This is a genomic window from Bradyrhizobium sp. Mp19 (assembly GCF_029952935.1).
GTDB classification, from domain to species: domain Bacteria; phylum Pseudomonadota; class Alphaproteobacteria; order Rhizobiales; family Xanthobacteraceae; genus Bradyrhizobium; species Bradyrhizobium elkanii.
Genome location: NZ_JASAUT010000007.1, coordinates 145,639 through 166,154 on the forward strand (window position 1 = coordinate 145,639; position 20,516 = coordinate 166,154).

At 66.3% G+C, this 20,516-nt stretch carries 19 protein-coding genes; 7 read left to right on the plus strand and 12 right to left on the minus strand.

Features of this window, described 5'->3' with window-relative positions:
• Positions 1-31 precede the first annotated feature (31 nt).
• The gene (locus QJT82_RS11700) at positions 32-520 is read right to left on the minus strand and encodes a sigma-70 family RNA polymerase sigma factor (protein ID WP_016844579.1); all 489 of its coding nucleotides are present in this window, start codon (positions 518-520) and stop codon (positions 32-34) included.
• Between the two features lie 229 nt (positions 521-749).
• Here QJT82_RS11700 and QJT82_RS11705 point away from each other — a divergent pair, with 229 nt between their 5' ends.
• From QJT82_RS11705 to QJT82_RS11715, 3 genes are all read left to right on the plus strand, one after another.
• The gene (locus QJT82_RS11705) at positions 750-1,349 is read left to right on the plus strand and encodes a histidine phosphatase family protein (RefSeq protein WP_028339511.1); all 600 of its coding nucleotides are present in this window, start codon (positions 750-752) and stop codon (positions 1,347-1,349) included.
• A 75-nt stretch (positions 1,350-1,424) separates the two neighbouring features.
• Entirely contained in the window at positions 1,425-2,513 is a 1,089-nt protein-coding gene (gene aroC / locus QJT82_RS11710) for a chorismate synthase (protein ID WP_028339510.1), read from the plus strand.
• 44 nt (positions 2,514-2,557) lie between these two features.
• Positions 2,558-3,751, plus strand: coding sequence for an adenylate/guanylate cyclase domain-containing protein (locus tag QJT82_RS11715; protein WP_028339509.1), 1,194 nt, complete (start codon positions 2,558-2,560; stop codon positions 3,749-3,751).
• Here the strand turns inward: QJT82_RS11715 and QJT82_RS11720 are convergent.
• Both QJT82_RS11720 and clpS read right to left on the minus strand, forming a co-directional pair.
• On the minus strand, positions 3,748-4,512 hold the full coding sequence (locus tag QJT82_RS11720) for a hypothetical protein (RefSeq protein WP_245288666.1): 765 nt from the start codon (positions 4,510-4,512) through the stop codon (positions 3,748-3,750). The genes QJT82_RS11715 and QJT82_RS11720 overlap by 4 nt on opposite strands.
• Before the next feature lie 90 nt (positions 4,513-4,602).
• Positions 4,603-4,908, minus strand: a complete 306-nt coding sequence (gene clpS / locus QJT82_RS11725) for an ATP-dependent Clp protease adapter ClpS (RefSeq protein WP_028339507.1) — start codon at positions 4,906-4,908, stop codon at positions 4,603-4,605.
• A 233-nt stretch (positions 4,909-5,141) separates the two neighbouring features.
• Here clpS and QJT82_RS11730 point away from each other — a divergent pair, with 233 nt between their 5' ends.
• Positions 5,142-5,993 (plus strand): DUF1194 domain-containing protein, encoded by an 852-nt coding sequence (locus QJT82_RS11730; RefSeq protein WP_028339506.1) that lies wholly within the window; start codon positions 5,142-5,144, stop codon positions 5,991-5,993.
• A 104-nt stretch (positions 5,994-6,097) separates the two neighbouring features.
• On the opposite strand, the gene QJT82_RS11735 is transcribed toward QJT82_RS11730, so the two are convergent.
• From QJT82_RS11735 to QJT82_RS11775, 9 genes are all read right to left on the minus strand, one after another.
• Positions 6,098-6,931, minus strand: a complete 834-nt coding sequence (locus QJT82_RS11735; RefSeq protein WP_028339505.1) for a nucleotidyltransferase domain-containing protein — start codon at positions 6,929-6,931, stop codon at positions 6,098-6,100.
• 54 nt (positions 6,932-6,985) lie between these two features.
• Entirely contained in the window at positions 6,986-8,227 is a 1,242-nt protein-coding gene (locus QJT82_RS11740; RefSeq protein ID WP_028339504.1) for a methyltransferase, read from the minus strand.
• Positions 8,220-8,981 (minus strand): TlyA family RNA methyltransferase, encoded by a 762-nt coding sequence (locus tag QJT82_RS11745; protein WP_028339503.1) that lies wholly within the window; start codon positions 8,979-8,981, stop codon positions 8,220-8,222. The genes QJT82_RS11740 and QJT82_RS11745 overlap by 8 nt, the downstream gene beginning before the upstream one ends.
• Complete coding sequence (locus QJT82_RS11750; protein ID WP_028339502.1) at positions 8,978-9,541, minus strand: nucleoside 2-deoxyribosyltransferase; 564 nt, start codon at positions 9,539-9,541, stop codon at positions 8,978-8,980. Before QJT82_RS11750 ends, QJT82_RS11745 begins: the two co-directional genes overlap by 4 nt.
• Positions 9,542-9,640: 99 nt before the next feature.
• Positions 9,641-11,569 (minus strand): 1-deoxy-D-xylulose-5-phosphate synthase, encoded by a 1,929-nt coding sequence (dxs, locus tag QJT82_RS11755; RefSeq protein WP_028339501.1) that lies wholly within the window; start codon positions 11,567-11,569, stop codon positions 9,641-9,643.
• 545 nt (positions 11,570-12,114) lie between these two features.
• Positions 12,115-12,366 (minus strand): exodeoxyribonuclease VII small subunit, encoded by a 252-nt coding sequence (locus QJT82_RS11760; RefSeq protein WP_028339500.1) that lies wholly within the window; start codon positions 12,364-12,366, stop codon positions 12,115-12,117.
• 127 nt (positions 12,367-12,493) lie between these two features.
• Positions 12,494-13,420, minus strand: coding sequence for a histone deacetylase family protein (locus QJT82_RS11765; protein WP_028339499.1), 927 nt, complete (start codon positions 13,418-13,420; stop codon positions 12,494-12,496).
• Between the two features lie 288 nt (positions 13,421-13,708).
• Positions 13,709-15,379: a bifunctional metallophosphatase/5'-nucleotidase gene (locus tag QJT82_RS11770; protein ID WP_028339498.1), complete on the minus strand. Its 1,671-nt coding sequence runs from the start codon at positions 15,377-15,379 to the stop codon at positions 13,709-13,711.
• A 61-nt stretch (positions 15,380-15,440) separates the two neighbouring features.
• Positions 15,441-16,202 (minus strand): crotonase/enoyl-CoA hydratase family protein, encoded by a 762-nt coding sequence (locus QJT82_RS11775; RefSeq protein WP_028339497.1) that lies wholly within the window; start codon positions 16,200-16,202, stop codon positions 15,441-15,443.
• Positions 16,203-16,602: 400 nt separating this feature from the next.
• Between QJT82_RS11775 and paoA the strand changes: the two genes are divergently transcribed.
• Genes paoA through paoC form a run of 3 tightly spaced genes read left to right on the plus strand, consistent with a single transcriptional unit; the run spans position 16,603 to position 20,429 of the window.
• A complete protein-coding gene (gene paoA, locus QJT82_RS11780) occupies positions 16,603-17,244 on the plus strand; it encodes an aldehyde dehydrogenase iron-sulfur subunit PaoA (protein ID WP_028339496.1) in 642 nt (213 codons plus the stop codon).
• Entirely contained in the window at positions 17,241-18,191 is a 951-nt protein-coding gene (locus QJT82_RS11785; protein ID WP_028339495.1) for a xanthine dehydrogenase family protein subunit M, read from the plus strand. Before paoA ends, QJT82_RS11785 begins: the two co-directional genes overlap by 4 nt.
• A gap of 30 nt (positions 18,192-18,221) precedes the next feature.
• Complete coding sequence (gene paoC / locus QJT82_RS11790) at positions 18,222-20,429, plus strand: aldehyde oxidoreductase molybdenum-binding subunit PaoC (RefSeq protein WP_028339494.1); 2,208 nt, start codon at positions 18,222-18,224, stop codon at positions 20,427-20,429.
• Positions 20,430-20,516 lie beyond the last annotated feature (87 nt).

Here is a 20,516-nt window from a genome sequence, read left to right on the forward strand (position 1 = left end):
TCATGCATCATGCCGGCCATCGCGCACATTATCATTTCACCCGCCGCAGCGCCGGGCGCTGGCCCTCGATCGAGGCCCGGACATGGGCGCGGGCGCGGGCGAGGCGGGACATCACCGTGCCGATCGGCACGCCCTGGATGTCGGCGACCTCCCGGTAGCTCATGCCCTCCAGCATGACGAGCAGCAGCACCGAGCGTTGCTCCTCGACCAGCGTCGACAGCGCGCGCTCGATGTCGCGTCCCTCGGCCTCGGTGCCGCTGGCGTCGGCATTGTTGTCGAGCAGCGGCACGAACGCCGGCCGCCGCGCCAGCGAACGCCGGCGATTCTTGTTCAGATTGGTCAGGATCGTGTAGAGCCAGCTCCTGACGTCGCCGCCGAGAAACAGCCGCTCCGAGCGCAGCGCCCGCACCAGCGTGTCCTGCACCAGATCGTCGGCGATATCCGTGTCACGCGCCAGCGCGCGCGCATAGCGGCGCAGCGCGGGAATCATGGCTTCGACACTTTGACGAAACGCGGTCATGCATCCCAGTCTTCGATGGTCGCGGCGATAGCCGCCTTGTCCAACATAACACCCTGGCGGCGTGGCTATTCCGTTTGCGCCGATCTGCGCGCATACCGCCCAAGCCGCGACCGATTTGGGCTTGTCGCCGGCCGAAGTGCTGGTGTACCTCGGGGCCGAAAAAATTCGAAGCGTGGAAGCCTTGAGGCGGCCGACATCTCTCGCTCAGCAGGGACCAGCCGTTACGGGAATGCCGGTACCGACGATCTATTACATCCGCCACGGCGAGACCGCGTGGAACGCCGAAGGCCGGCTCCAGGGCGTGCAGGACATCGCCCTCAATGAGCGCGGCCGCGCCCAGGCCGCGCATGCCGGGCGCATCCTCGCCGATCTCCTGGCGCGCGACGGCCGTGACAAGACGACGGTGCCGTTCGTCGCGAGCCCGCTGATCCGGGCGCGCGCCACCATGGAGCTGGTGCGCGCCGAGCTCGGTCTGCCGCCCGGCGACTACGCCCTCGACAGGCGACTGCGCGAGATCGGCTACGGGACGTGGGAGGGCTCGACCTTGGCGCAGGCGCAGGCTGCGGATCCCGTGCTGTATGCCCGCCGCCTGGCCGAGAAGTGGACGGTGTCGCCGACCGGCGGCGAGAGCTATGTCGACGTCCAGGTGCGGATGACTGACTGGTATAGCTCGGTGACGGCAGACACGGTCGCGGTTGCCCATGGCGGCACGGCGCGGGCGCTGATGGTGGCGCTCGGCTTCGAGACCACGGCCTCGGCCGCCGAGCTCACTATCGAACAGGGGGCGGTCTATGTGTTCGGCGCGGCGGGGTTGCGGAAGTATAGTTAAGGGCGCCCGGCCACCCGCGTCTTTGGGGCCATGAAACTCGTTTGACGCTGCCGACCCTGCGCGTTACGACACGCCATGTCCTTCAATACTTTCGGCCATATGTTCCGCGTCACGACCTTCGGCGAGAGCCATGGGGTCGCGATCGGCTGCGTCGTCGACGGCTGCCCGCCGCTGATCCCCCTGACCATGGAGGAGATCCAGCACGACCTCGACCGCCGCCGCCCCGGCCAGTCGCGCTTCACCACGCAGCGCCAGGAGCCGGATGCGGTGAAGATCCTGTCCGGCGTGATGGCGCATCCGGAGAGCGGGGTGCAGGTGACGACCGGCACGCCGATCGCGCTGCTGATCGAGAACACCGATCAGCGTTCGAAGGATTATTCCGAGATCAAGGACAAGTTCCGCCCCGGCCACGCCGACTTCACCTATGAAGCGAAATACGGCCTGCGCGACTATCGCGGCGGCGGACGCTCCTCCGCGCGCGAGACCGCGACCCGCGTCGCGGCCGGCGCGATCGCGCGCAAGGTCCTGCCCGAGGTGAAGGTGCGCGGCGCGCTGGTGCAGATGGGGCCGCACAAGATCGACCGCGAGAAGTGGGACTGGGACGAGATTGCGAACAACCCGTTCTTCTGTCCCGACAAGGACAAGGCGGCGTTCTTCGAAAGCTATCTCGACGGCATAAGGAAGAGCGGCTCCTCGATCGGCGCCGTCATCGAGGTCGTCGCCGAGGGCGTGCCGGCCGGGCTCGGCGCGCCGATTTACGCCAAACTCGACAGCGACCTGGCGGCGGCGATGATGAGCATCAACGCGGTCAAGGGCGTCGAGATCGGCGCCGGGTTCGGCGCCGCCGAATTGTCGGGTGAGGAGAACGCCGACGAGATGCGGACCGGCAACAACGGAACGCGTTTCCTGTCCAACCATGCCGGTGGCGTCCTCGGCGGCATCTCAACCGGCCAGCCGGTGGTGGTGCGCTTTGCGGTCAAGCCGACGTCCTCGATCCTGACCACGCGCCGGACCGTCGACCGCAAGGGTGTCGATACCGACATCCTGACCAAGGGCCGCCACGACCCCTGCGTCGGCATCCGGGCGGTGCCGGTCGGCGAGGCCATGATGGCCTGCGTGCTGGCCGATCATTTTCTGCGCGACCGCGGGCAGACCGGGCGCTGATCCCCTATATAGTGGCGGTCGCCAGACCGCCCTGGGGGAATGCCATGAATGCGTCGGAGCTTCGGGACATCATCGAGTGGATGATCGGCGGCGCGCGGTCGGCGCCGACCCCGCCGCAGATGATGGCGGAATGCTGCGAACGGCTGGTGCGGGCCGGATTGCCGCTGTGGCGCATCGGCGTCTTCGTGCGCACGCTGCATCCGGAGATCTATGGCCGCCATTTCTTCTGGAAGCCCGGCGCCGAGGTCGAAACCGGCACCGTCGATCACAACATCCTCGACTCTCCGGAATTTGCCGTCAGCCCGCTGTCGACCGTCTTCAGGCAGGGCATTGAGGTCCGCGCGCGGCTCGACGATCCCGCAAGCGCCCGGTTTCCGATCGTCGTGGACCTGCAGGCCGAAGGCGTCACCGACTACATCGCCGTGCCGCTGGTCTATACTGACGGCTTCGTCAATGCCTCGAGCTGGACCACCAGGCAGCCGGGCGGCTTCACCGACGAGCAGCTCGATGCGATCCGGTCGATCGCCGTGCCATTGGCGCGCTATATCGAGATCATCACCCTGCGCCGCACCGCCTCGCTCTTGCTCGACACCTATGTCGGCAACCGTGCCGGCGAGCGCATCATGGGCGGCCAGATCCGGCGCGGCCATGCCGATACGATGGATGCCGCGATCTGGCTGTCGGACCTGCGCGGCTTCACCGCGCTGTCGGACCGCCTGCCGGCCGAGACGGTGGTGGAGATCCTCAACCTCTATTTCGATTGCCAGGTCACCGCGATCCGCGACCATGGCGGCGAAGTGCTCAAATTCATGGGCGACGGCCTGCTCGCGGTGTTCCCGGTCGACGAATATCTCGGCGACGAGGTGCAGGTCTGCTCACGCGTGCTGGAGGCCGCGCGCGCGTCCCGCGCCGGCGTCGAGGCGCTGCAATTCGCCAACGGCGATGCCGTCGAACGCTTCCGTTTCGGCCTCGCGCTGCATCTCGGGCGCGTGCTCTACGGCAATATCGGCGGCGGCAACCGGCTCGACTTCACCTGCATCGGTCCGGCGGTCAATCTCGCCGCGCGGCTGGAGAAGATCGCCGGCCGTCTCGGCCGCACCGTGGTGGCCTCGGAGCGCTTCGCCGGCATCAGCGACGGCGGCTGGAGCGATCTCGGCGAGTTTCCGATCGCGGGATTTGCCAAGGCCGAACGGGTCTACGGCCTGTTCGACGAGGCGCCGGTCGCTGCTGCTAGCTAGCCGCTGCGGGCGTAAGACTGCTTCAGGCCGAAGGTCAGGATCGACAATGTGATCCACAGCCGCAGCATCGCGAAGCCGAAGATGAAGACGACGTAGACCAGGTTCTTGATCGGCTGGCCCACCATCGAGATTTGCCAGAAGTCCCAGATCGCGGTGCGCACAAGCGCCTGCCCGTAGCCCAGCGCAACGTTGATCGCGCCCAGCACGAGCACCGCCGCGCCAAGCCAGAGCGCGTGCCGGCCAAGGTCCTTGACGGCGGCAAACAGCGCGACGCGACCGCCATTGCCTTCTGCATTGACGATGATCAGCAGCACCAGCGCCGCGATCGCCGCACTCCAGAACCGGCCGAGATGGGTGACCTGATCGAAGGCCATGCCGTCGAGGCCCGACAAGAGATACGGCGCAAACCACGAGAAGCCGATCGCGGCGGTGCCGAGTGCCGCCACGATCATCACGAGCACGATCCGCCACAGGATCGACAGCGACAGTCGGATCTGCTCGGCCAGCGTCAATTCGCCGAGCGATGATCGGCCGCCGGAAGCCTGGATCGAGTCCCGTGCCGTCGCGAAGAAGGCGAGCAGCACGCAAGCGTTGGCCAGCGCCAGCGCGGGCACAATCAGGCCGAGATTGCCGTAGCCGACGATCCGCAGCGCCGCCGCCATGATCAGCCAGGGCAGGGCGGGCAACGGGCGAAACGGCCCGAACGAGGTCTCCGGGCGAGTCTTCCGCAGGGACAGTTGTTGGCGCAGCGCGACGGACATGCCGCGTAGGTACCATGCGATCCCTAAAGCACCGGTCGCCGCGATCGCTAAAATACGTGGCAAGGCCCGCGGCAATCTGGCGCCGGCGCGCTATTCCTCGGGTTCGGTGGTGAACAGCAGCGGATAGCCCTTGGCGCGGCCGGCGTCGGTGGCGCGCGTCGCCTTGGTCTCGGCGATGTCCCTGGTGAACACAGCGACGACGCAGACGCCGCGCTGATGCGCGGTCAGCATCACCTTGTAGGCCTGGTCGTCGGTCATGCGGAATTCACCCTTCAGCACGGTGACGACGAATTCGCGCGGCGTGTAGTCGTCGTTGACCAGGATCACCTTGTGCAGGCGCGGCCGCTCGACCTTGGTCTTCGTCCTGGTATTCGGCTTGACGACGGTATCTGGCATCGCACTCCCTCGCGATTGCCCCGTAAGAATACCGTCTTCGGGCGCGGCTTGGAACCGTTCGATTTGCACGGCGTCATTGCGGCAACGGCACGGCGCGTGTCGCCGCATTCGAGACAAGCGAAGTCTGACTTGAGTGTGGACGTCTAACCTGAATGTGAAGGACAGCTGATATCTGCGCTTTTCGCCGCCTGAATTGCGTGTCACGATGACACTCATACGACGGGAGGGCCGCAATGCGCTGGTATGTCTCGATCGGAGCGGTGCTTGTCGCGGGCATGCTGGCCAGCGGCGATGTGGCCGGTGTTGCCGCGCCCGGCCCGGGAACCCAGCCCGGCCATCGCCTGGCTGAAAAGGAATCCACACCGAGCGTCGACATCGAGTTGATCATCGCGGTCGACGTCTCCTATTCGATGGACATGGACGAGCTCGCGATCCAGCGCGAGGGCTATGCGCAGGCCATCGTTTCCAAGGATTTCCTGCAGGCGCTGAAGGCCGGTCCGAACGGCAAGATTTCGATCACCTATTTCGAATGGGCCGCCTCCAACGATCAGAAGATCATCATCCCCTGGCGGGTGATCGACGGCCCTGAATCCGCCGATGCGGTCGCCGCCGAGATCATGAAGACGCCGGTGCGCCGCGCCTCGCGCACCTCGATCTCCGGCGCGATCTATTTCGCGATCCCGATGTTCGACGAGAATCCGCATCGCGGCCTGCGCCGCGTGATCGATATTTCCGGCGACGGGCCCAACAACAACGGCACGCCGATCACGCCCGCGCGCGATGCGGCGCTCGACAAGGGCATCGTCATCAACGGCCTGCCGATCATGGTGAAGGAGCCATCCTACTCGACGATGGATATCGAAAATCTCGACTATTACTACGAGGACTGCGTGATCGGCGGACCGGGCTCCTTCGTGGTGACGATCAAGGATCGTGAGAAGTTCAAGGAGGCGATCCGCACCAAGCTGCTGCTCGAAGTCGCCGGCCGCACCCCCGAGCGCCCGATCATGCGGACCGCCGAGAAGGAGCCGCGGGTCAATTGCCTGATCGGCGAGAAGATCTGGCAGGACCGCTGGGGGCGGTAGCCGATCATGTGGATCTCGTAGGATGGGTAGAGCGCAGCGAAACCCATCAATTCATATCCGCGGCGCGAAGATGGGTTTCGCTGCGCTCTACCCATCCTACGGTTCTAACTCGTCCTACAGATCTTCTGGAGGTCACTTTCCAGCACGCGCAGCATCTGCAACGCGGCGGCGTGCTCGGCCGCGCCGATCTGGCGCCAGACCTCCGCGGTGCAACCAGCGAGGCCGCGCACCGTCACCGGAAAATTCGCGGCCTGCGCCAGCGCGCCCTTTTCGTTGATCAGATACGTCCCGTTCAGCGCAAACAGCACCTGCGCGATGCAGGCCAGCGCGCGATAGGCGCAGCCGGCGATATGCGTGCTGTCGCCGCGCGGCACGGCGAGCTCGGCATTCTCGATGCTGAACAGCACTTCCCATTGAAAGCGCCGCACCAACGCATCGCGCAGGGCCGGCGGGTAGGGCGCGGTCCTCGCCTTTAGCGCCGCGACGAGGCCGTCGGGATCGTGCAGCTGATAGCACAGCGCGACCTCGCCCATCCAGATCGCCGAGCAGAAGCCGTGCGGATGGCCCGGCTGGTAGTGCATGCTGATCTCGCCGTTCCGGCAAGCATCGATGACGGCGGAAACCTGATCGATGCTGCGGTAGAGCAGGTCGACCTTGCGGCCGCGGATCGTGAGCCAGACACCGCCGACGATCCACGGTCCCCATTCGCCGACCGGCGTGACGTGCGCAGCAGCGGGGTCGTCGACCAGGCCCGTTACAGCTTCGCGCAGCCGATCGATATCCGGCGCGGCGCCATCCCGATAGTAGAGGCCGATATCGGTGTCGGAGGCGTCATGCGCCGTGCCGCGCGCCCGCGAGCCGCCGAGCACGATGGCGGCGACGCCCGGTACGGCGCCGAGAACGGGAATGATGCGTGCGAGCAGCGGATCGTCGGACATGGAGCGCAGACTATAGCGGGAGCGCCGGCGCTCAGCGATAGTCGCTGCGTCCTGTCACCGTGCGAACCGCGCCACCAGCTCGACATGGGGGGTGTGGCGGAACTGATCGACCGGCGTGACAGCTGCGATCTTGTAGCCGCCGTCGATCAGGATTTTCGCGTCGCGCGCAAACGTCGCGGCGTTGCAGGACACCGCGACGATCACCGGCACCTTGCTCACCGCCAGCTGGGTGACCTGCGCCTGCGCGCCCTGTCGCGGCGGATCGAACACGACGGCGTCATAGTCGCGCAATTCCTGCGGCATCAGGGGGCGGCGGAACAGGTCGCGCGCCTCGGCCTTGAGCGGCTTCAGCCCCGACGTCGATTGCGCGGCCTTCTGTAGTGCCGTGATGGCGCCGGCATCGCTGTCGAAGGCCGCGATCCGCGCCTTCTCCGCGAGGCGCAGCGCGAACGGACCGACGCCGCAAAACAGGTCGGCGATATGCTTGGCGCGTCCGCAATGCTCGCGAACCAGCGCGGCCAACGTCTCCTCGCCCTTGACGGTCGCTTGCAGGAACGAGCCGGGCGGCAGCACGACCTTCGCCTTTCCGATCGCAATCTCGGGGGAGCCGCGCTGCAGCACCAGCTCGCCGTGGCGTGTCAACCGCGCCAGCCGGTGCTTCTGCGCGACGCGCGACAAAGTGGTGATCAGGCTGGTCGGCAGCGCGCCGGAGCCGCGCACGTCGATGTCGAGGCCGTTGACGGTCGCGGTCACCTGGATGTCGAGCGGCTTGCCGATCGCGATCAGTGGCTCGGCTGTGGCCCAGGCCGCCTCAAGCGCACCGTCGAGCGCAGGATCGAGGATCGGGCAGCGATCGACCGGGATGATGTCGTGCGAACCTGCCGCGGCGTAGCCGACCTTGAGGACGTCATGGGGGCCCATGCGCCCGTGCAGCGTGATGCGGCGACGGCCCGCCCCATGGGCATCGACCAGTGCTGTGACGTCCGCCGCAATCTTCGCCTGCGCCAGCGTCTCGACCACGATGTTGCGCTTCCAGGCGTGGTAGGGCGCGTCGTTCCAGTGCTGGATCGCGCAGCCGCCGCAGACGCCGAAATGCGGACAGAACGGCGCGATGCGCTCGGGACTTTCCTGCGCGACCCGCAGCAGCCGCCGCCGGTCGGGATGGTTGCCCGGGACATCGTCGACCTCGACCGTTTCGCCGGCCAGCGCATAAGGCACGAAGATCGATTGCGATCCCTCGATCGCGACGCCGTCGCCGCGGTGGCCGACATGGTCGATGGTGAGAAGCTCAGCCACGGCGCGCGCCGAGGAAGAATTCGATATTGCCGTCGCCGCCCGAGATCGAGGACGGGAACACCTGAATGTCGGTGCAGCCCTGCGAGGCGGCAAAGGCGGCGATATCGTCGCAGATCTCCTGGTGCACCATCGCGTTGCGGATCACGCCGCGCTTGGAGTGTTTGCGCGCCGCCTCGAATTGCGGCTTGATCAACGCCAAAAGATGCATCGGGGCGGCCGCCAGCGACAGCGCAACCGGCAGCACCAGCTTCAGCGAGATGAAGCTGACGTCGATCACCACGATGTCGGGCCGCGCCGGCAGGCGCTTGCCGTCGAAACTCCTGATGTCGGTCGCCTCCATGGAGACGATCTTCGGATGCCCCTGCAGCGAGGGATGCAGCTGGCCGTGGCCGACATCGATGGCGAACACGAGGCTTGCGCCGTTGGCGAGCAGCACCTCGGTGAAGCCGCCGGTCGAGGCGCCGACATCGAGGCAGACATGGCCCTCGACGTCGATCGGATAGTGCTCGAGCGCGCCGGCGAGCTTAACGCCGCCGCGCGAGACATAGGGATGCGCCGGCTCGGCCGAGAGGGCCGCGCCCGGTGCGACGATCTCGGACGCCTTCGCGATCTGCTTGCCGTCGGCGGTGACGAGGCCGGCGTCGATGGCGGCGCGCGCCCGCGCCCGGCTTTCGAACAGGCCGCGTTCCACCAGCAGCACGTCGATGCGCTTGCCGGCGGATGCGTCGTTGTCGTTGTCGCCCGCTCTGGTCACTTCGCCGCCTGCCGGCGCTGCGCGGCAGCGAGCCGCACGCAGGCCTCGAAGGAGGTGAGGTCGTGCCAGAGGTCGGCCGACGGCTCGCGCGGGGTCACCAGCGGGCTGCCGTGCAGGTCGAGCGCGTGCATCATCATCAGATTGTCCGGTAATCCAAACTCTTCCACCGTCAGCCCTTCCGCATCGATCAGGCGTCCGTCGGATGCCGGCACGACTTGGCTCAGCCGCGCCACGCGATTGGCGTAGGACGTGGGATCGTTGGAATAGGCGAGGCACAGTTTGCCGCGTCCCGCCATGTAGCCGAGTTCGTAAACCGTGCCTGCGTCGGCACTGGGGCCGCGAAACGGCGTCAAATTGGCGATGATGGCGTCGGCAGACTCCATCATCGCCTCGTTGCTCTTGAAGATGGCGAGCGAGGCCCCGGCGGCGGTGGGATCGATGCTGCTGTCGAGCGGATACAGCCCGGTCAGCCCGTGATAGGCGCAAACCTCCGCCTTGCGGCGGCCGATCTCCACGGCATCCGGCAGGAACACGTCAGGACCTGCCAGATAGATCTTCATGGACGTGCCGGGGCTGGTGCGTTTTCGAGCGAGAACCTGGAGCTTCGGTTCTGATTCAATCAGAACCGAAAATGCTCCAGTGAGCGCCGCCCGTAACGATTAGGCGAGCTTGACGGTCTCGGTCTTGTAGTCCTTGCCGAGGGTCTCGAACACCTTGGCAACGATGCTCTTGGCGTCGAGACCGGCGCGGGCATACATCGCCGCCGGCGTGTCGTGGTCGAGGAACACGTCGGGCAGGATCATCGAGCGGAACTTGAGCATGCCGCTGTCGAGCATGGTGTTGTCCGACAGGAACTGCATGACATGCGAGCCGAAGCCGCCGATCGAGCCTTCCTCGATCGTGATCAGGATCTCGTGGTCGCGCGCGAGCTTCATGATCATCTCTTCGTCGAGCGGCTTCATGAAGCGCGCGTCGGCGATCGTCGCGGAAAGGCCGTGGGCGGCGAGCTCGTCGGCCGCCTTCTCGCACTCGGCAAGACGGGTGCCGAACGACAGCAGCGCGACCTTCTTGCCCTCGCGGATGATGCGGCCCTTGCCGACTTCCAGGGCAACGCCGACTTCCGGCATCTCGATGCCGCGGCCTTCGCCGCGCGGATAGCGCAGCGCGCTCGGACGATCGTTGATCGCAACCTGCGTCGCCACCATGTGGACCAATTCCGCCTCGTCGGCGGCGGCCATGATCACCATGTTCGGCAGACAGCCGAGATAAGCGCTGTCGAACGAACCCGCATGCGTCGCGCCGTCGGCGCCCACCAGGCCGGCGCGGTCGATCGCGAAGCGGACCGGAAGGCTCTGGATCGCGACGTCATGGACCACCTGGTCATAGCCGCGCTGCAGGAAGGTCGAGTAGATCGCGCAGAACGGCTTGTAGCCTTCGGTGGCGAGGCCGGCGGCGAAGGTCACCGCATGCTGTTCGGCAATGCCGACGTCGAAGGTGCGGTCCGGGAACGCCTTGTTGAAGATGTCGACGCCAGTGCCCGACGGCATCGCCGCGGTGATGGCGACGATCTTGTCGTCCCTCTCGGCTTCCTTGACGAGGCTCTGCCCGAATACGTTCTGGTAGGCCGGCGCATTCGGCTTGGCCTTGGCCTGGGTGCCGGTCGCGACGTCGAACTTGACCACGGCGTGGTACTTGTCGGCGGAGGCTTCGGCCGGGCCGTAGCCCTTGCCCTTCTGGGTCACGACGTGAACCAGGATCGGGCCGGTCTCCATGTCGCGGACATTCTTCAGCACCGGCAGCAGATGGTCGAGATTGTGACCGTCGATCGGGCCGACATAGTAGAAGCCGAGTTCCTCGAACAACGTGCCGCCGTCCATCATGAAGCCGCGGGAATATTCCTCGACGCGGTTGGCGCGATTGGCGAGGATCTTCGGGAGGCGCTTGTTGATCTGCTTGGCGGCTTCGCGCAGCGAGCGGTAGGTCTTGCCGGAGTAGAGGCGCGACAGATAGGCGCTCATCGCGCCGACCGGCGGGGCGATCGACATATCGTTGTCGTTGAGGATCACGATCAGGCGCGAGTTCATCGCGCCGGCGTTGTTCATCGCCTCATAGGCCATGCCCGCCGACATCGCGCCGTCACCGATCACGGCGATAACGTTGTTCTTGCCGCCGGAGAGGTCGCGCGCCACGGCCATGCCGAGGCCGGCCGAAATCGAGGTCGAGGAGTGCGCGGCGCCGAACGGATCGTAGTCGCTCTCGGTGCGTTTGGTGAAGCCGGAGAGGCCGCCGCCGGTGCGCAGCGTGCGGATGCGGTCGCGGCGTCCGGTCAGGATCTTGTGCGGATAGGCCTGGTGGCCGACGTCCCAGATCAGGCGGTCGCGCGGGGTGTCGAAGATGTAGTGGATGGCGGTGGTCAGTTCGACCACGCCGAGGCCGGCGCCGAAATGGCCGCCGGTCACCGACACCGCGTCGATGGTTTCCTGGCGCAGCTCGTCGGCAACCTGCCGCACCTGCTCGACCTTCAGCTTGCGCAGGTCATCCGGCGTGTGAATAGTGTCAAGAAGCGGCGTCTTACTAAATGTGGTCACAGCGAATTTCCAATTTTTGCCTGTCGGAACGAACCGCCCGACGCGAGATGGGATGGCGCGCACACCGCGCAGCGAATGCCAGACACTGGGTGCCGCCCCGGCAGGCCGGTGCCTGGTTGTAAGCCTAGATTCACTCCGGATTGGACCACGTGATATGCATCACCTTGGTCGCTCTTCACCCGTCCCGGTTCAGTTTTGTCGAACCATTTGAGATGCATGCCGCCCGAAAAGTCGGGCTGCCCGCCACTCTCAAATGCCCATAGAACTGGAAGCATTACACCAAAGCCGCAGCCAAAGCCAACCCGATAGGGCGCGCAGGGTTCCTATGCGCCGCACTGAAAAACCTAGCCTTTTCAATGGCTGGGCTGGGGCCGGGTTCCAATTCGCCTAATTTGGCGGCAGCCAGCGGGGCCGGCTCAACCTGATTCGCAACCGTACACGACCGCCACGGGGAGCCCCGTGGGGTTACGGTTTGCTGGAAATGGGCAGCAACAATTGCCCACCGTGGCGGACATCGTGCCGCGCGATCGAGGTGGTCGGTGGCGCTACTGCACGTCGAGCGGCTCGGTCCCGGTCGGCTGGCCCGAGGCGTCGGTGGTGATCTTGTCGACGCGGGCTTCGGCCTGGCGCAACAGTTCCTCGCAGCGCCGTTTCAGTGCCTCGCCGCGCTCGTAGATCGCGACCGATTCCTCAAGCGGGACCTTGCCGTCCTCGAGCCGCTTGACGATCGATTCGAGTTCCTCGATCGCGCGTTCAAAGGAGAGCTTCTTCACGTCGGCTTGGGTGTTGTCGGCCATTCTTGCGTTCCCGATTGCGTGGATCAGATCGCAACCTGATCTTGTCGTCCAAACATGACCTGTCGCAGGCCATGCTCGCCCCGGCGCAGAATCAATCGAATTTTTGCGGGCGTATTGTGGCGGGGATTTACCCGTCCATCAATGCGGTGACGTGAGATGCTACCGACTCTTTCAGGCCCTGCAGGTCGTAGCCGCCTTCCAGGACGGAGACGACGCGGCCGCCGGCGCTCTTGTCGGCGAGATCCATCAGCTTACGCGTGACCCAGCCGAAATCCTCGCCCGTCAGGTTGATCGAGGCCAGGGGATCGCGGTGATGCGCGTCGAAGCCGGCCGAGATGACGACGAGTTCGGGGGAGAACCTCTCTAGTTGCGGCAGGATCAGGTTCTCGAAAGCGGAGCGGAACTTGGCGCCGCCGTCGCCTGGCGCCAGCGGCGCGTTGACGACGGTGTCGTGCTCGCCGCGCTCGCCGGCGGCCCCGGTGCCGGGAAACAGCGGCATCTGGTGCGTCGAGCAATACATCACGGTCGGGTCGGCCCAGAAGATATCCTGCGTGCCGTTGCCGTGATGGACGTCGAAATCGATGATCGCGGCGCGCTTGATGCCGTATTTGCGCTGCGCGTGGCGTGCGGCGATCGCGGCATTGTCGAAGAAGCAGAAGCCCATCGGCGTCGATTTCTCGGCGTGGTGCCCGGGCGGGCGCACCGCGACGAAGGCGTTTTGATGCTTGCCCTCCATCACCGCATCGGTGGCGGCCACCGCGCCGCCGACGCCGCGCATCACTGCTTCCCAGGTGCCCGGCGACATCGAGGTGTCGCCGTCGATATAGATCATGCCGGAGGTCGGCGCGATGTGGCGGAGTTCGCTGACATAGTGCTCGCCGTGACAGAGCAGCACGGTGTCGAGGTCGCCTTCCGGGGCGGAATCGCGCACCAGTGCCTTGAAGCGATCCTCGCCGAGCACCTCGGCGACCGCCCGCAGCCGGTCGGGGCGTTCGGGATGTCCGGGAGGGGTCAGGTGGTCGAGACAGGCGGAATGCGTCAGAAGCAGTGTCATGCAAATTCCCGGCGCAATGGATGCGCGTGCGAGGGCGCATGATCCGGAAAAGTGCGCAGCGGTTTTCCGAACAAGATCATGCAAGAGCAGGCCCTAATCTAGGCCGTTAGCGGCGTTCCGGAAAGGGCCGACATCATCTCTGTTCCCGTCCCTTCAAAGCCGGGGCGTTTTCCGCGTCATTGCGAGCAGAGCGAAGCAATCCATGCTGCCGCATGCTCGGAGACAATGGATTGCTCCGCTCCGCGTGCAACGACGCGAGGGGCTGCGTACGCCACCCCCACACCTCGCTCAATTGATCCGCTCGATCCGCTTGCCTGCCGTCGGGCCCACCGGGCTGTTGGCCTTGAAGTAGGTATAGAGCGCATCGACGTCGTAGATGCCGAACTGCTGCGCGGTTCCTTGCTTGAACACCGTGAAGCCGTCGCCGCCCTCGGCGAGATAATTATTCACGGTGACGCGGTAGCTCGCGGCCGGGTCGATCGGTTTGCCGTCCAGCGACATCCGTGCGGCGATGATGCGCGCGCCATCGGGCTTGCTCGCATCCCACGCATAGGAGAACCCCTTCGAGACCTGGAGGGCGCGCGGCCGCTTCGGGTCGGCCCATTGCTGCTCCAGCGCGTCCTTGAGCTGCTTGCCGGTCAGCGTCATCGTCACGAGCTGGTTGCGGAACGGCTGGCTTGCGAAGATATCGGCATAGGTCACCGCGCCGTCCTCGCGCTTGACGATGTCGGTGCGCACGCCGCCCGGATTGGTGAAGGCGATCACCGCGCCGCCATTCGGCTCGGCGCTGGTTGCAAGCAGCTGTGCATCGGCGACGATGTCGCCGAGCGGACTCTCGCCAGTTTCGGCAGGCGTACGCGACAGTGTTTCGGTGACCGAGCCTGCCGCGCGGCTCGCGATCGGCGCGGCCAGCCGGTCGTAGGATTCCAGCAGCGCGCTCTGCTCGGGATCTTTGGCCGTGCCGGCGATCCGCACGATGGTGTTGGCGGCCTTGGCCCTGATCACGTCATGGCTGTTCGGATCGAGCTGAAGATCGATCGCGGTGACCAGGGTGCCGTATTTGTCGCCGGAGGTGACGAGCCGTCCGTCGATCTCGCAGACATAGGCCTGGTGGGTGTGGCCGGAGATCACGACGTCGACCGCGCGATCGAACTTCTTGACGATGTCGACGATCGGCCCGGAGATTCCCGGACATTCATTATAGTCGCCGGTCGGAAAGCCGCCTTCGTGGATCAGCACCACGATCGCCTCGACGCCCTTCGCTTTCAGCTCGGGGACCAGCGTGTTGACGGTCTCGGCCTCGTCGCGGAAATCGAGGCTCGCGACGCCGGCCGGCGACACCAGGTTCGGGGTGTTCTTCAGCGTCAGCCCGATGAAGGCCACTGGAATGCCGTCGAACTGCTTGATCTCGTAGGGCGGAAACACCGGCTTGCCGGTCGCCTTGTCGATCGTAGAGGCGGCGAGATAGCGGAATTTGGCCCCTGTGAACGGGTGCGGCCCCTGGCATTTGTCGACCGGATGGCAGCCGCCATTCTGCATCCGCAGCAGCTCGTCCTTGCCCTCGTCGAATTCGTGATTGCCGACCGAGGAGATCGCAAGTCCCATCAGCGAGAGCGACTCGATGGTCGGCTCGTCGTGAAACATCGCCGACAGGAACGGGCTCGCGCCGATCAGGTCGCCGGCCGCAACGAAGATGTTGTTCTTGTGGCCCTCGCGCAGCTGCTTGACGACGGTGGCCATCCGCTCGGCGCCGCCGGCGGGCTCCATGATCTTCCTGGTCGCATCAGCGGGATCGGTGATGCGGATGCCGCCCGGCGGCGGCCGCAGATAGCCGTGGAAATCGTTGATCGCGAGAATGCGCAGGCTCACCGGCTCCGCGGCCTGCGCCAGGCAGGGGCTTGCTGCGGCCAGTCCGAACGCGCAGAGCGCGGCGAGAGGGGAAAGGCGGGGCTGTCTCATGACCTGTCCATGGAGCACGGGATCATGGCGCCGCGCCACTACAATTTTGCGACGCTTCGTTTCAATCCTTCGGGCGAGCCATGAATGCCTTGAACGCCTCGACAGCTTCCTTGGAGCGCATCCGTTCGCTGAACAGATGGTTCTCCTGCTCGATGCGGCGGGTGACGTCCTCCGGCGGCAGCCGGATCAGGCGCCGCGAGATCGCCACCGCCTCGGCCGGCAGCGCGCAGATCTCGCGCGCCACCTTGTGCGCCTCCACCTCGGCGTGCCCCGGCGCCACCACGGTGTTGACGAAGCCGGCGACGCGGGCGTCGTCGGCCGACATGGTGCGGCCGATCACCAGCATCGCGAAGGCGCGCTGGTGGCCCATCATGCGCGGCATCAACAGGCTTGAGGCGCCTTCCGGCACCAGGCCGAAATTGGAGAACGGCGTCGAGAACAGCGCGGTCTTGCTGGCGAGCACATAGTCGCAGTGAAACAGCATGGTGGTGCCGATGCCCATCGCGACGCCGTCGACGGCGGCGATGATCGGCTTCACATTGTGGGCCAGCGAATACAGGAACTTGACGAGGTCGGAGGCCGGCGGCGTCTCGCCGGTCGAGGTGCCCTGCGCGAGCAGATCCTCGATGTCGTTGCCCGCGGTGAACACGCCGGAGCCGCCGGTGATGATCAGGCAGCGGATCTTCGGATTGTTCTGCGCCTTGTCGATCGCGTCGCTGATCGCGCGAAACATCTCCTGGGTGATCGCGTTCTTCTTCTCGGGCCTGCGCAGCCGGATCACGCGCGTGGCGGCTTCGTCGGTCACTATGACATGCGCGGTCATCGAGCGGTCCCAGGGTCGGCCGGCATCGTCGCCGGTGGAGGTCGTAGCGCCATCCTACATGATCCGGTGCAAGCCCCAAGAGCTCCAGCGTGTTCCGGGCCGCTTTTCCCCGTGGGCGAGCATGAGGACGGCGCAATGCAGCTAACCGGAATTTCGCGACTCCGGGCAGGGGACGTTGGTCGTAGGCCGGACCTGTACGACGATGCTGCCGCGCAGGCCGCCCGCGCCTGATGGCGCTGCTGCCTCCCAGGAGCCGCCGCGGCGCTCGCGACGAGTTTAACTTCCCCGCGAGAAACATTCCGCCGTTCGCGGCATTCCCCCCCTTTGCTGACAGGCCGAGCAGACCTCGACACGTCGTTGTCGTGGTTCCGCGTCCGGCTGACTCGAGGAGAGCAGCGGCATGCAGATCTCCGGACGTTTGGAACTATCGCGGCGCCATCTGTTGATTGTTGGAGCCGCCTCGCTTGCGGCGTCGTCGATCGCGACGCCTCCGCCTGCGGCCGCCCAATCTGCCCCGACCGGAGCGCCCGTGATGACGAGAGTATCCTTTGACGTGAACGGCGAAACCCACCAGCTCGAGCTCGACACCAGGACCACGCTGCTCGATGCCCTGCGCGAGCACCTGCATTTGACCGGTACCAAGAAGGGCTGCGACCACGGCCAATGCGGCGCCTGCACGGTGCTCGTCGACGGGCGGCGGATCAATTCCTGCCTGACGCTCGCCGTGATGCATCAGGGCGACGAGATCACGACGATCGAGGGCCTCGGCACGCCGGACGGGCTGCATCCGCTGCAGGCGGCGTTCGTCGAGCATGACGGCTATCAATGCGGCTATTGCACGCCCGGCCAGATCTGCTCGGCGGTCGCCGTGCTTGCCGAGGTCAAGGCCGGCATCCCGAGCCATGTCACGGCGGATCTGAATGCGCCGCTGCGACTGACCAATGCCGAGCTCCGCGAGCGCATGAGCGGCAACATCTGCCGCTGCGGCGCCTATTCCAACATCGCCGAGGCGATCAGCGAGGTCGCCGGGAGGAGCGCATGAGATCATTCAGCTATGAGCGCGCCGCCTCGCCGGGCGCGGCGGCCGCAGCCGCCGCCGGCACCGCGAACGCCAAGTTCATCGCCGGCGGCACCAATCTGCTCGACCTGATGAAGCTCGAGATCGAGACGCCGGCGCATCTGATCGACGTCAACGACCTGGCGCTCGACCGCATTGAGGAGACCGCAGACGGCGGCCTGCGGATCGGCGCGCTGGTGCGCAACACCGATCTTGCCGCCGATATCCGCGTGCGGCGCGACTATGGCGTGCTGTCGCGCGCGCTGCTCGCTGGCGCTTCCGGCCAGTTGCGCAACAAGGCGACGACCGCGGGCAATCTGCTGCAGCGGACGCGCTGTCCTTATTTCTACGACACCAATCTGCCCTGCAACAAGCGCAAGCCCGGCAGCGGCTGCGCCGCGATCGGTGGCTTCAGCCGCCAGCATGCGGTGGTCGGTGTGAGCGATGCCTGCATCGCGACCCATCCGAGCGACATGGCGGTGGCGATGCGCGCGCTCGACGCGACCGTGGAGACGGTGCGGCCCGACGGCACCACGCGCAGCATCCCGATCGCCGAGCTGCATCGTCTGCCCGGCGACAGCCCGGAGATCGAAACCAGCCTGGAGCCGGGCGAACTGATCACCGCGGTGGTGCTGCCGAAACCGGTCGGCGGCGCGCAGGCCTATCGCAAGGTGCGCGACCGCGCCTCTTACGCCTTTGCGCTGGTCTCGGTTGCCGCGATCGTGCAGCGCGACGGCACCGGCCGCGTCGCGCTTGGCGGCGTGGCGCACAAGCCGTGGCGCGTCGAGGCGGCGGAGGCGGAATTGCCTGCTGGCGCCAAGGCCGTCACCGCGCGCCTCTTCGCCGATGCGAAGCCGACCAAGGAAAATGCGTACAAACTGCCGCTCGCCGAGCGAACGCTGGCGGCGGTGCTGCGCGAGGCCAGAGCTTGAAACGAAGGCTTAAGATGAGGGCCTGACATCATGCGTTTTGAACATCCCGCCACCTTCAATCCGATCGACCAGCTCAAGGTGATCGGCCACCCGACCAGCCGGATCGAGGGACCGCTGAAGACCACCGGCACCGCGCCTTACGCCTATGAGCGGCACGACGTCGCGGCCAACCAGGCCTATGGCTACGTGGTCGGTTCGGCGATCGGCAAGGGGCGGATCGGTTCGATCGATCTCGAGGCGGCGAAGGCTGCACCGGGTGTGCTCGCCGTCGTCACAGCGGACAATGCCGGCAAGCTCGGCAAGGGCGAGCGCAATGCGGCGCCGCTGCTCGGCGGGCCCGAGATCGCGCATTATCACCAGGCCGTCGCCATCGTCGTCGCCGGGACCTTCGAGCAGGCGCGGGCCGCGGCGCAACTGGTCCGGATCGACTACGTCAAGGGCGACGGCAAGTTCGATCTCGCCGCGGAGCGTGACAAGGGCATCACGCCGCACCCGTCATTCGGCGGCCCGGCCGACACCGCCGTCGGCGATTTCGCCGCCGCCTTCGCTGCTGCGCCCGTGCAGCTCGATGCCACCTACACCACGCCCGATCAGGGCCACGCGATGATGGAGCCGCACGCTTCGATCGCGGCCTGGGACGGCGACAAGCTCACGGTCTGGACCTCCAACCAGATGATCGCCTGGGGCGCCGAGGACATGGCGAAGACGCTTGGCATCCCCAAGGAGAATGTCCGTCTGGTGTCGCCCTATATCGGCGGCGGCTTCGGCGGCAAGCTGTTCCTGCGCGCCGAGGTGCTGCTCGCCGCGCTCGGCGCCCGCGCGGCCGGCCGGCCGGTCAAGGTCGCGCTGCAACGTCCGCTGATGTTCAACAACACGACGCACCGTCCGGCGACGATCCAGCGCATCCGCATCGGCGCCGAGCGCGACGGCAAGATCACCGCGATCGGCCACGAGAGCTGGTCCGGCAACGTCAAGGACGGCGAGCCCGAGATGGCGGTGAGCCAGACGCGGCTGCTGTACGCCGGCGCCAGCCGGATGACAGCGACGCGGCTTGCGGCGCTCGATCTGCCGGAAGGCAATGCGATGCGCGCGCCCGGAGAAGCCTCCGGCATGATGGCGCTCGAGATCGCGATCGACGAGCTCGCCGACAAGCTCGGCATCGACCCGGTCGCGCTGCGCATCAGCAACGACACCCAGGTCGATCCCGAGCATCCGGAGCGGCACTTCTCGCAGCGGCAACTGGTGCAGTGCCTGAGCGATGGCGCGGCGCGGTTCGGCTGGGACAAGCGCAACCCGAAACCCGGCGAGGTCCGCGACGGACGCTGGCTGGTCGGGATGGGCGTCGCCGCGGCGTTCCGCAACAATCTCGTGACCAAATCGGCGGCCCGGGTTCGTCTCGACCAGAACGGCATCGTGACCGTCGAGACCGACATGACCGACATCGGCACCGGCTCCTACACCATCATCGCGCAGACCGCGGCCGAGATGATGGGCGTGCCGCTCGAGAAGGTCGCGGTGCGGCTCGGCGATTCCGACTTTCCGGTGTCCTGCGGCTCGGGCGGGCAGTGGGGCGGCAACAATTCGACCGCCGGCGTCTATGCCGCCTGTACCAAGCTGCGCGAGGCCATTGCGCAGAAGCTCGGCTTCAATTCCGAGGAAGCGGTGTTTGCCGACGGCGTGGTCCGCTCCGGCAATCGCAGCGTGCCGCTGGCGCAGGCCGCCGGCGGCGGCGACCTCGTGGCGGAAGATGCCATCGAGTATGGCGATCTCGCCAAAACCTACCAGCAGTCGACCTTCGGCGCGCATTTCGTCGAAGTCAGCGTCGATGCCGACACGGCGGAAATCCGGGTGCGGCGGATGCTTGCGGTCTGCGCGGCGGGCCGCATTCTCAATCCGAAGGCGGCGCGCAGCCAGGTGATCGGCGCGATGACCATGGGTGTCGGGGCGGCGCTGATGGAGGATCTCGTGGTCGACAAGCGTCACGGTCTGTTCATCAATCACGACCTTGCTGCCTATGAGGTGCCGGTCCATGCCGACATCCCGCATCAGGAGATGATCTTTCTCGACGAGACCGACCCGATGTCGTCGCCGATGAAGGCCAAGGGCGTCGCCGAACTCGGCATCTGCGGCGTCGCCGCCGCGGTCGCCAATGCGGTCCACAACGCGACCGGCGTTCGCGTGCGCGACTATCCGATCACGCTCGACAAGCTGCTCGCGGAGATGCCGAAGCCGGCGTAGCGCGGAACGCTTCACCTCGCCCCGCATGCGGGGAGAGGCATAGGCCGCCGTTGGCGGCCGTTCAGAAGAACGCTGAAGCAGAGCTTC

Bases quoted from the DNA above. Each gene is read 5' to 3' on its own strand.
- QJT82_RS11700 (WP_016844579.1), bottom strand. From the start codon at position 520: ATGACCGCGTTTCGTCAAAGTGTCGAAGCCATGATTCCCGCGCTGCGC.
- QJT82_RS11705 (WP_028339511.1), top strand. From the start codon at position 750: ATGCCGGTACCGACGATCTATTACATCCGCCACGGCGAGACCGCGTGG.
- aroC (WP_028339510.1), top strand. From the start codon at position 1,425: ATGTCCTTCAATACTTTCGGCCATATGTTCCGCGTCACGACCTTCGGC.
- QJT82_RS11715 (WP_028339509.1), top strand. From the start codon at position 2,558: ATGAATGCGTCGGAGCTTCGGGACATCATCGAGTGGATGATCGGCGGC.
- QJT82_RS11720 (WP_245288666.1), bottom strand. From the start codon at position 4,512: ATGTCCGTCGCGCTGCGCCAACAACTGTCCCTGCGGAAGACTCGCCCG.
- clpS (WP_028339507.1), bottom strand. From the start codon at position 4,908: ATGCCAGATACCGTCGTCAAGCCGAATACCAGGACGAAGACCAAGGTC.
- QJT82_RS11730 (WP_028339506.1), top strand. From the start codon at position 5,142: ATGCGCTGGTATGTCTCGATCGGAGCGGTGCTTGTCGCGGGCATGCTG.
- QJT82_RS11735 (WP_028339505.1), bottom strand. From the start codon at position 6,931: ATGTCCGACGATCCGCTGCTCGCACGCATCATTCCCGTTCTCGGCGCC.
- QJT82_RS11750 (WP_028339502.1), bottom strand. From the start codon at position 9,541: ATGAAGATCTATCTGGCAGGTCCTGACGTGTTCCTGCCGGATGCCGTG.
- QJT82_RS11760 (WP_028339500.1), bottom strand. From the start codon at position 12,366: ATGGCCGACAACACCCAAGCCGACGTGAAGAAGCTCTCCTTTGAACGC.
- QJT82_RS11765 (WP_028339499.1), bottom strand. From the start codon at position 13,420: ATGACACTGCTTCTGACGCATTCCGCCTGTCTCGACCACCTGACCCCT.
- QJT82_RS11770 (WP_028339498.1), bottom strand. From the start codon at position 15,379: ATGAGACAGCCCCGCCTTTCCCCTCTCGCCGCGCTCTGCGCGTTCGGA.
- QJT82_RS11775 (WP_028339497.1), bottom strand. From the start codon at position 16,202: ATGACCGCGCATGTCATAGTGACCGACGAAGCCGCCACGCGCGTGATC.
- paoA (WP_028339496.1), top strand. From the start codon at position 16,603: ATGCAGATCTCCGGACGTTTGGAACTATCGCGGCGCCATCTGTTGATT.
- QJT82_RS11785 (WP_028339495.1), top strand. From the start codon at position 17,241: ATGAGATCATTCAGCTATGAGCGCGCCGCCTCGCCGGGCGCGGCGGCC.
- paoC (WP_028339494.1), top strand. From the start codon at position 18,222: ATGCGTTTTGAACATCCCGCCACCTTCAATCCGATCGACCAGCTCAAG.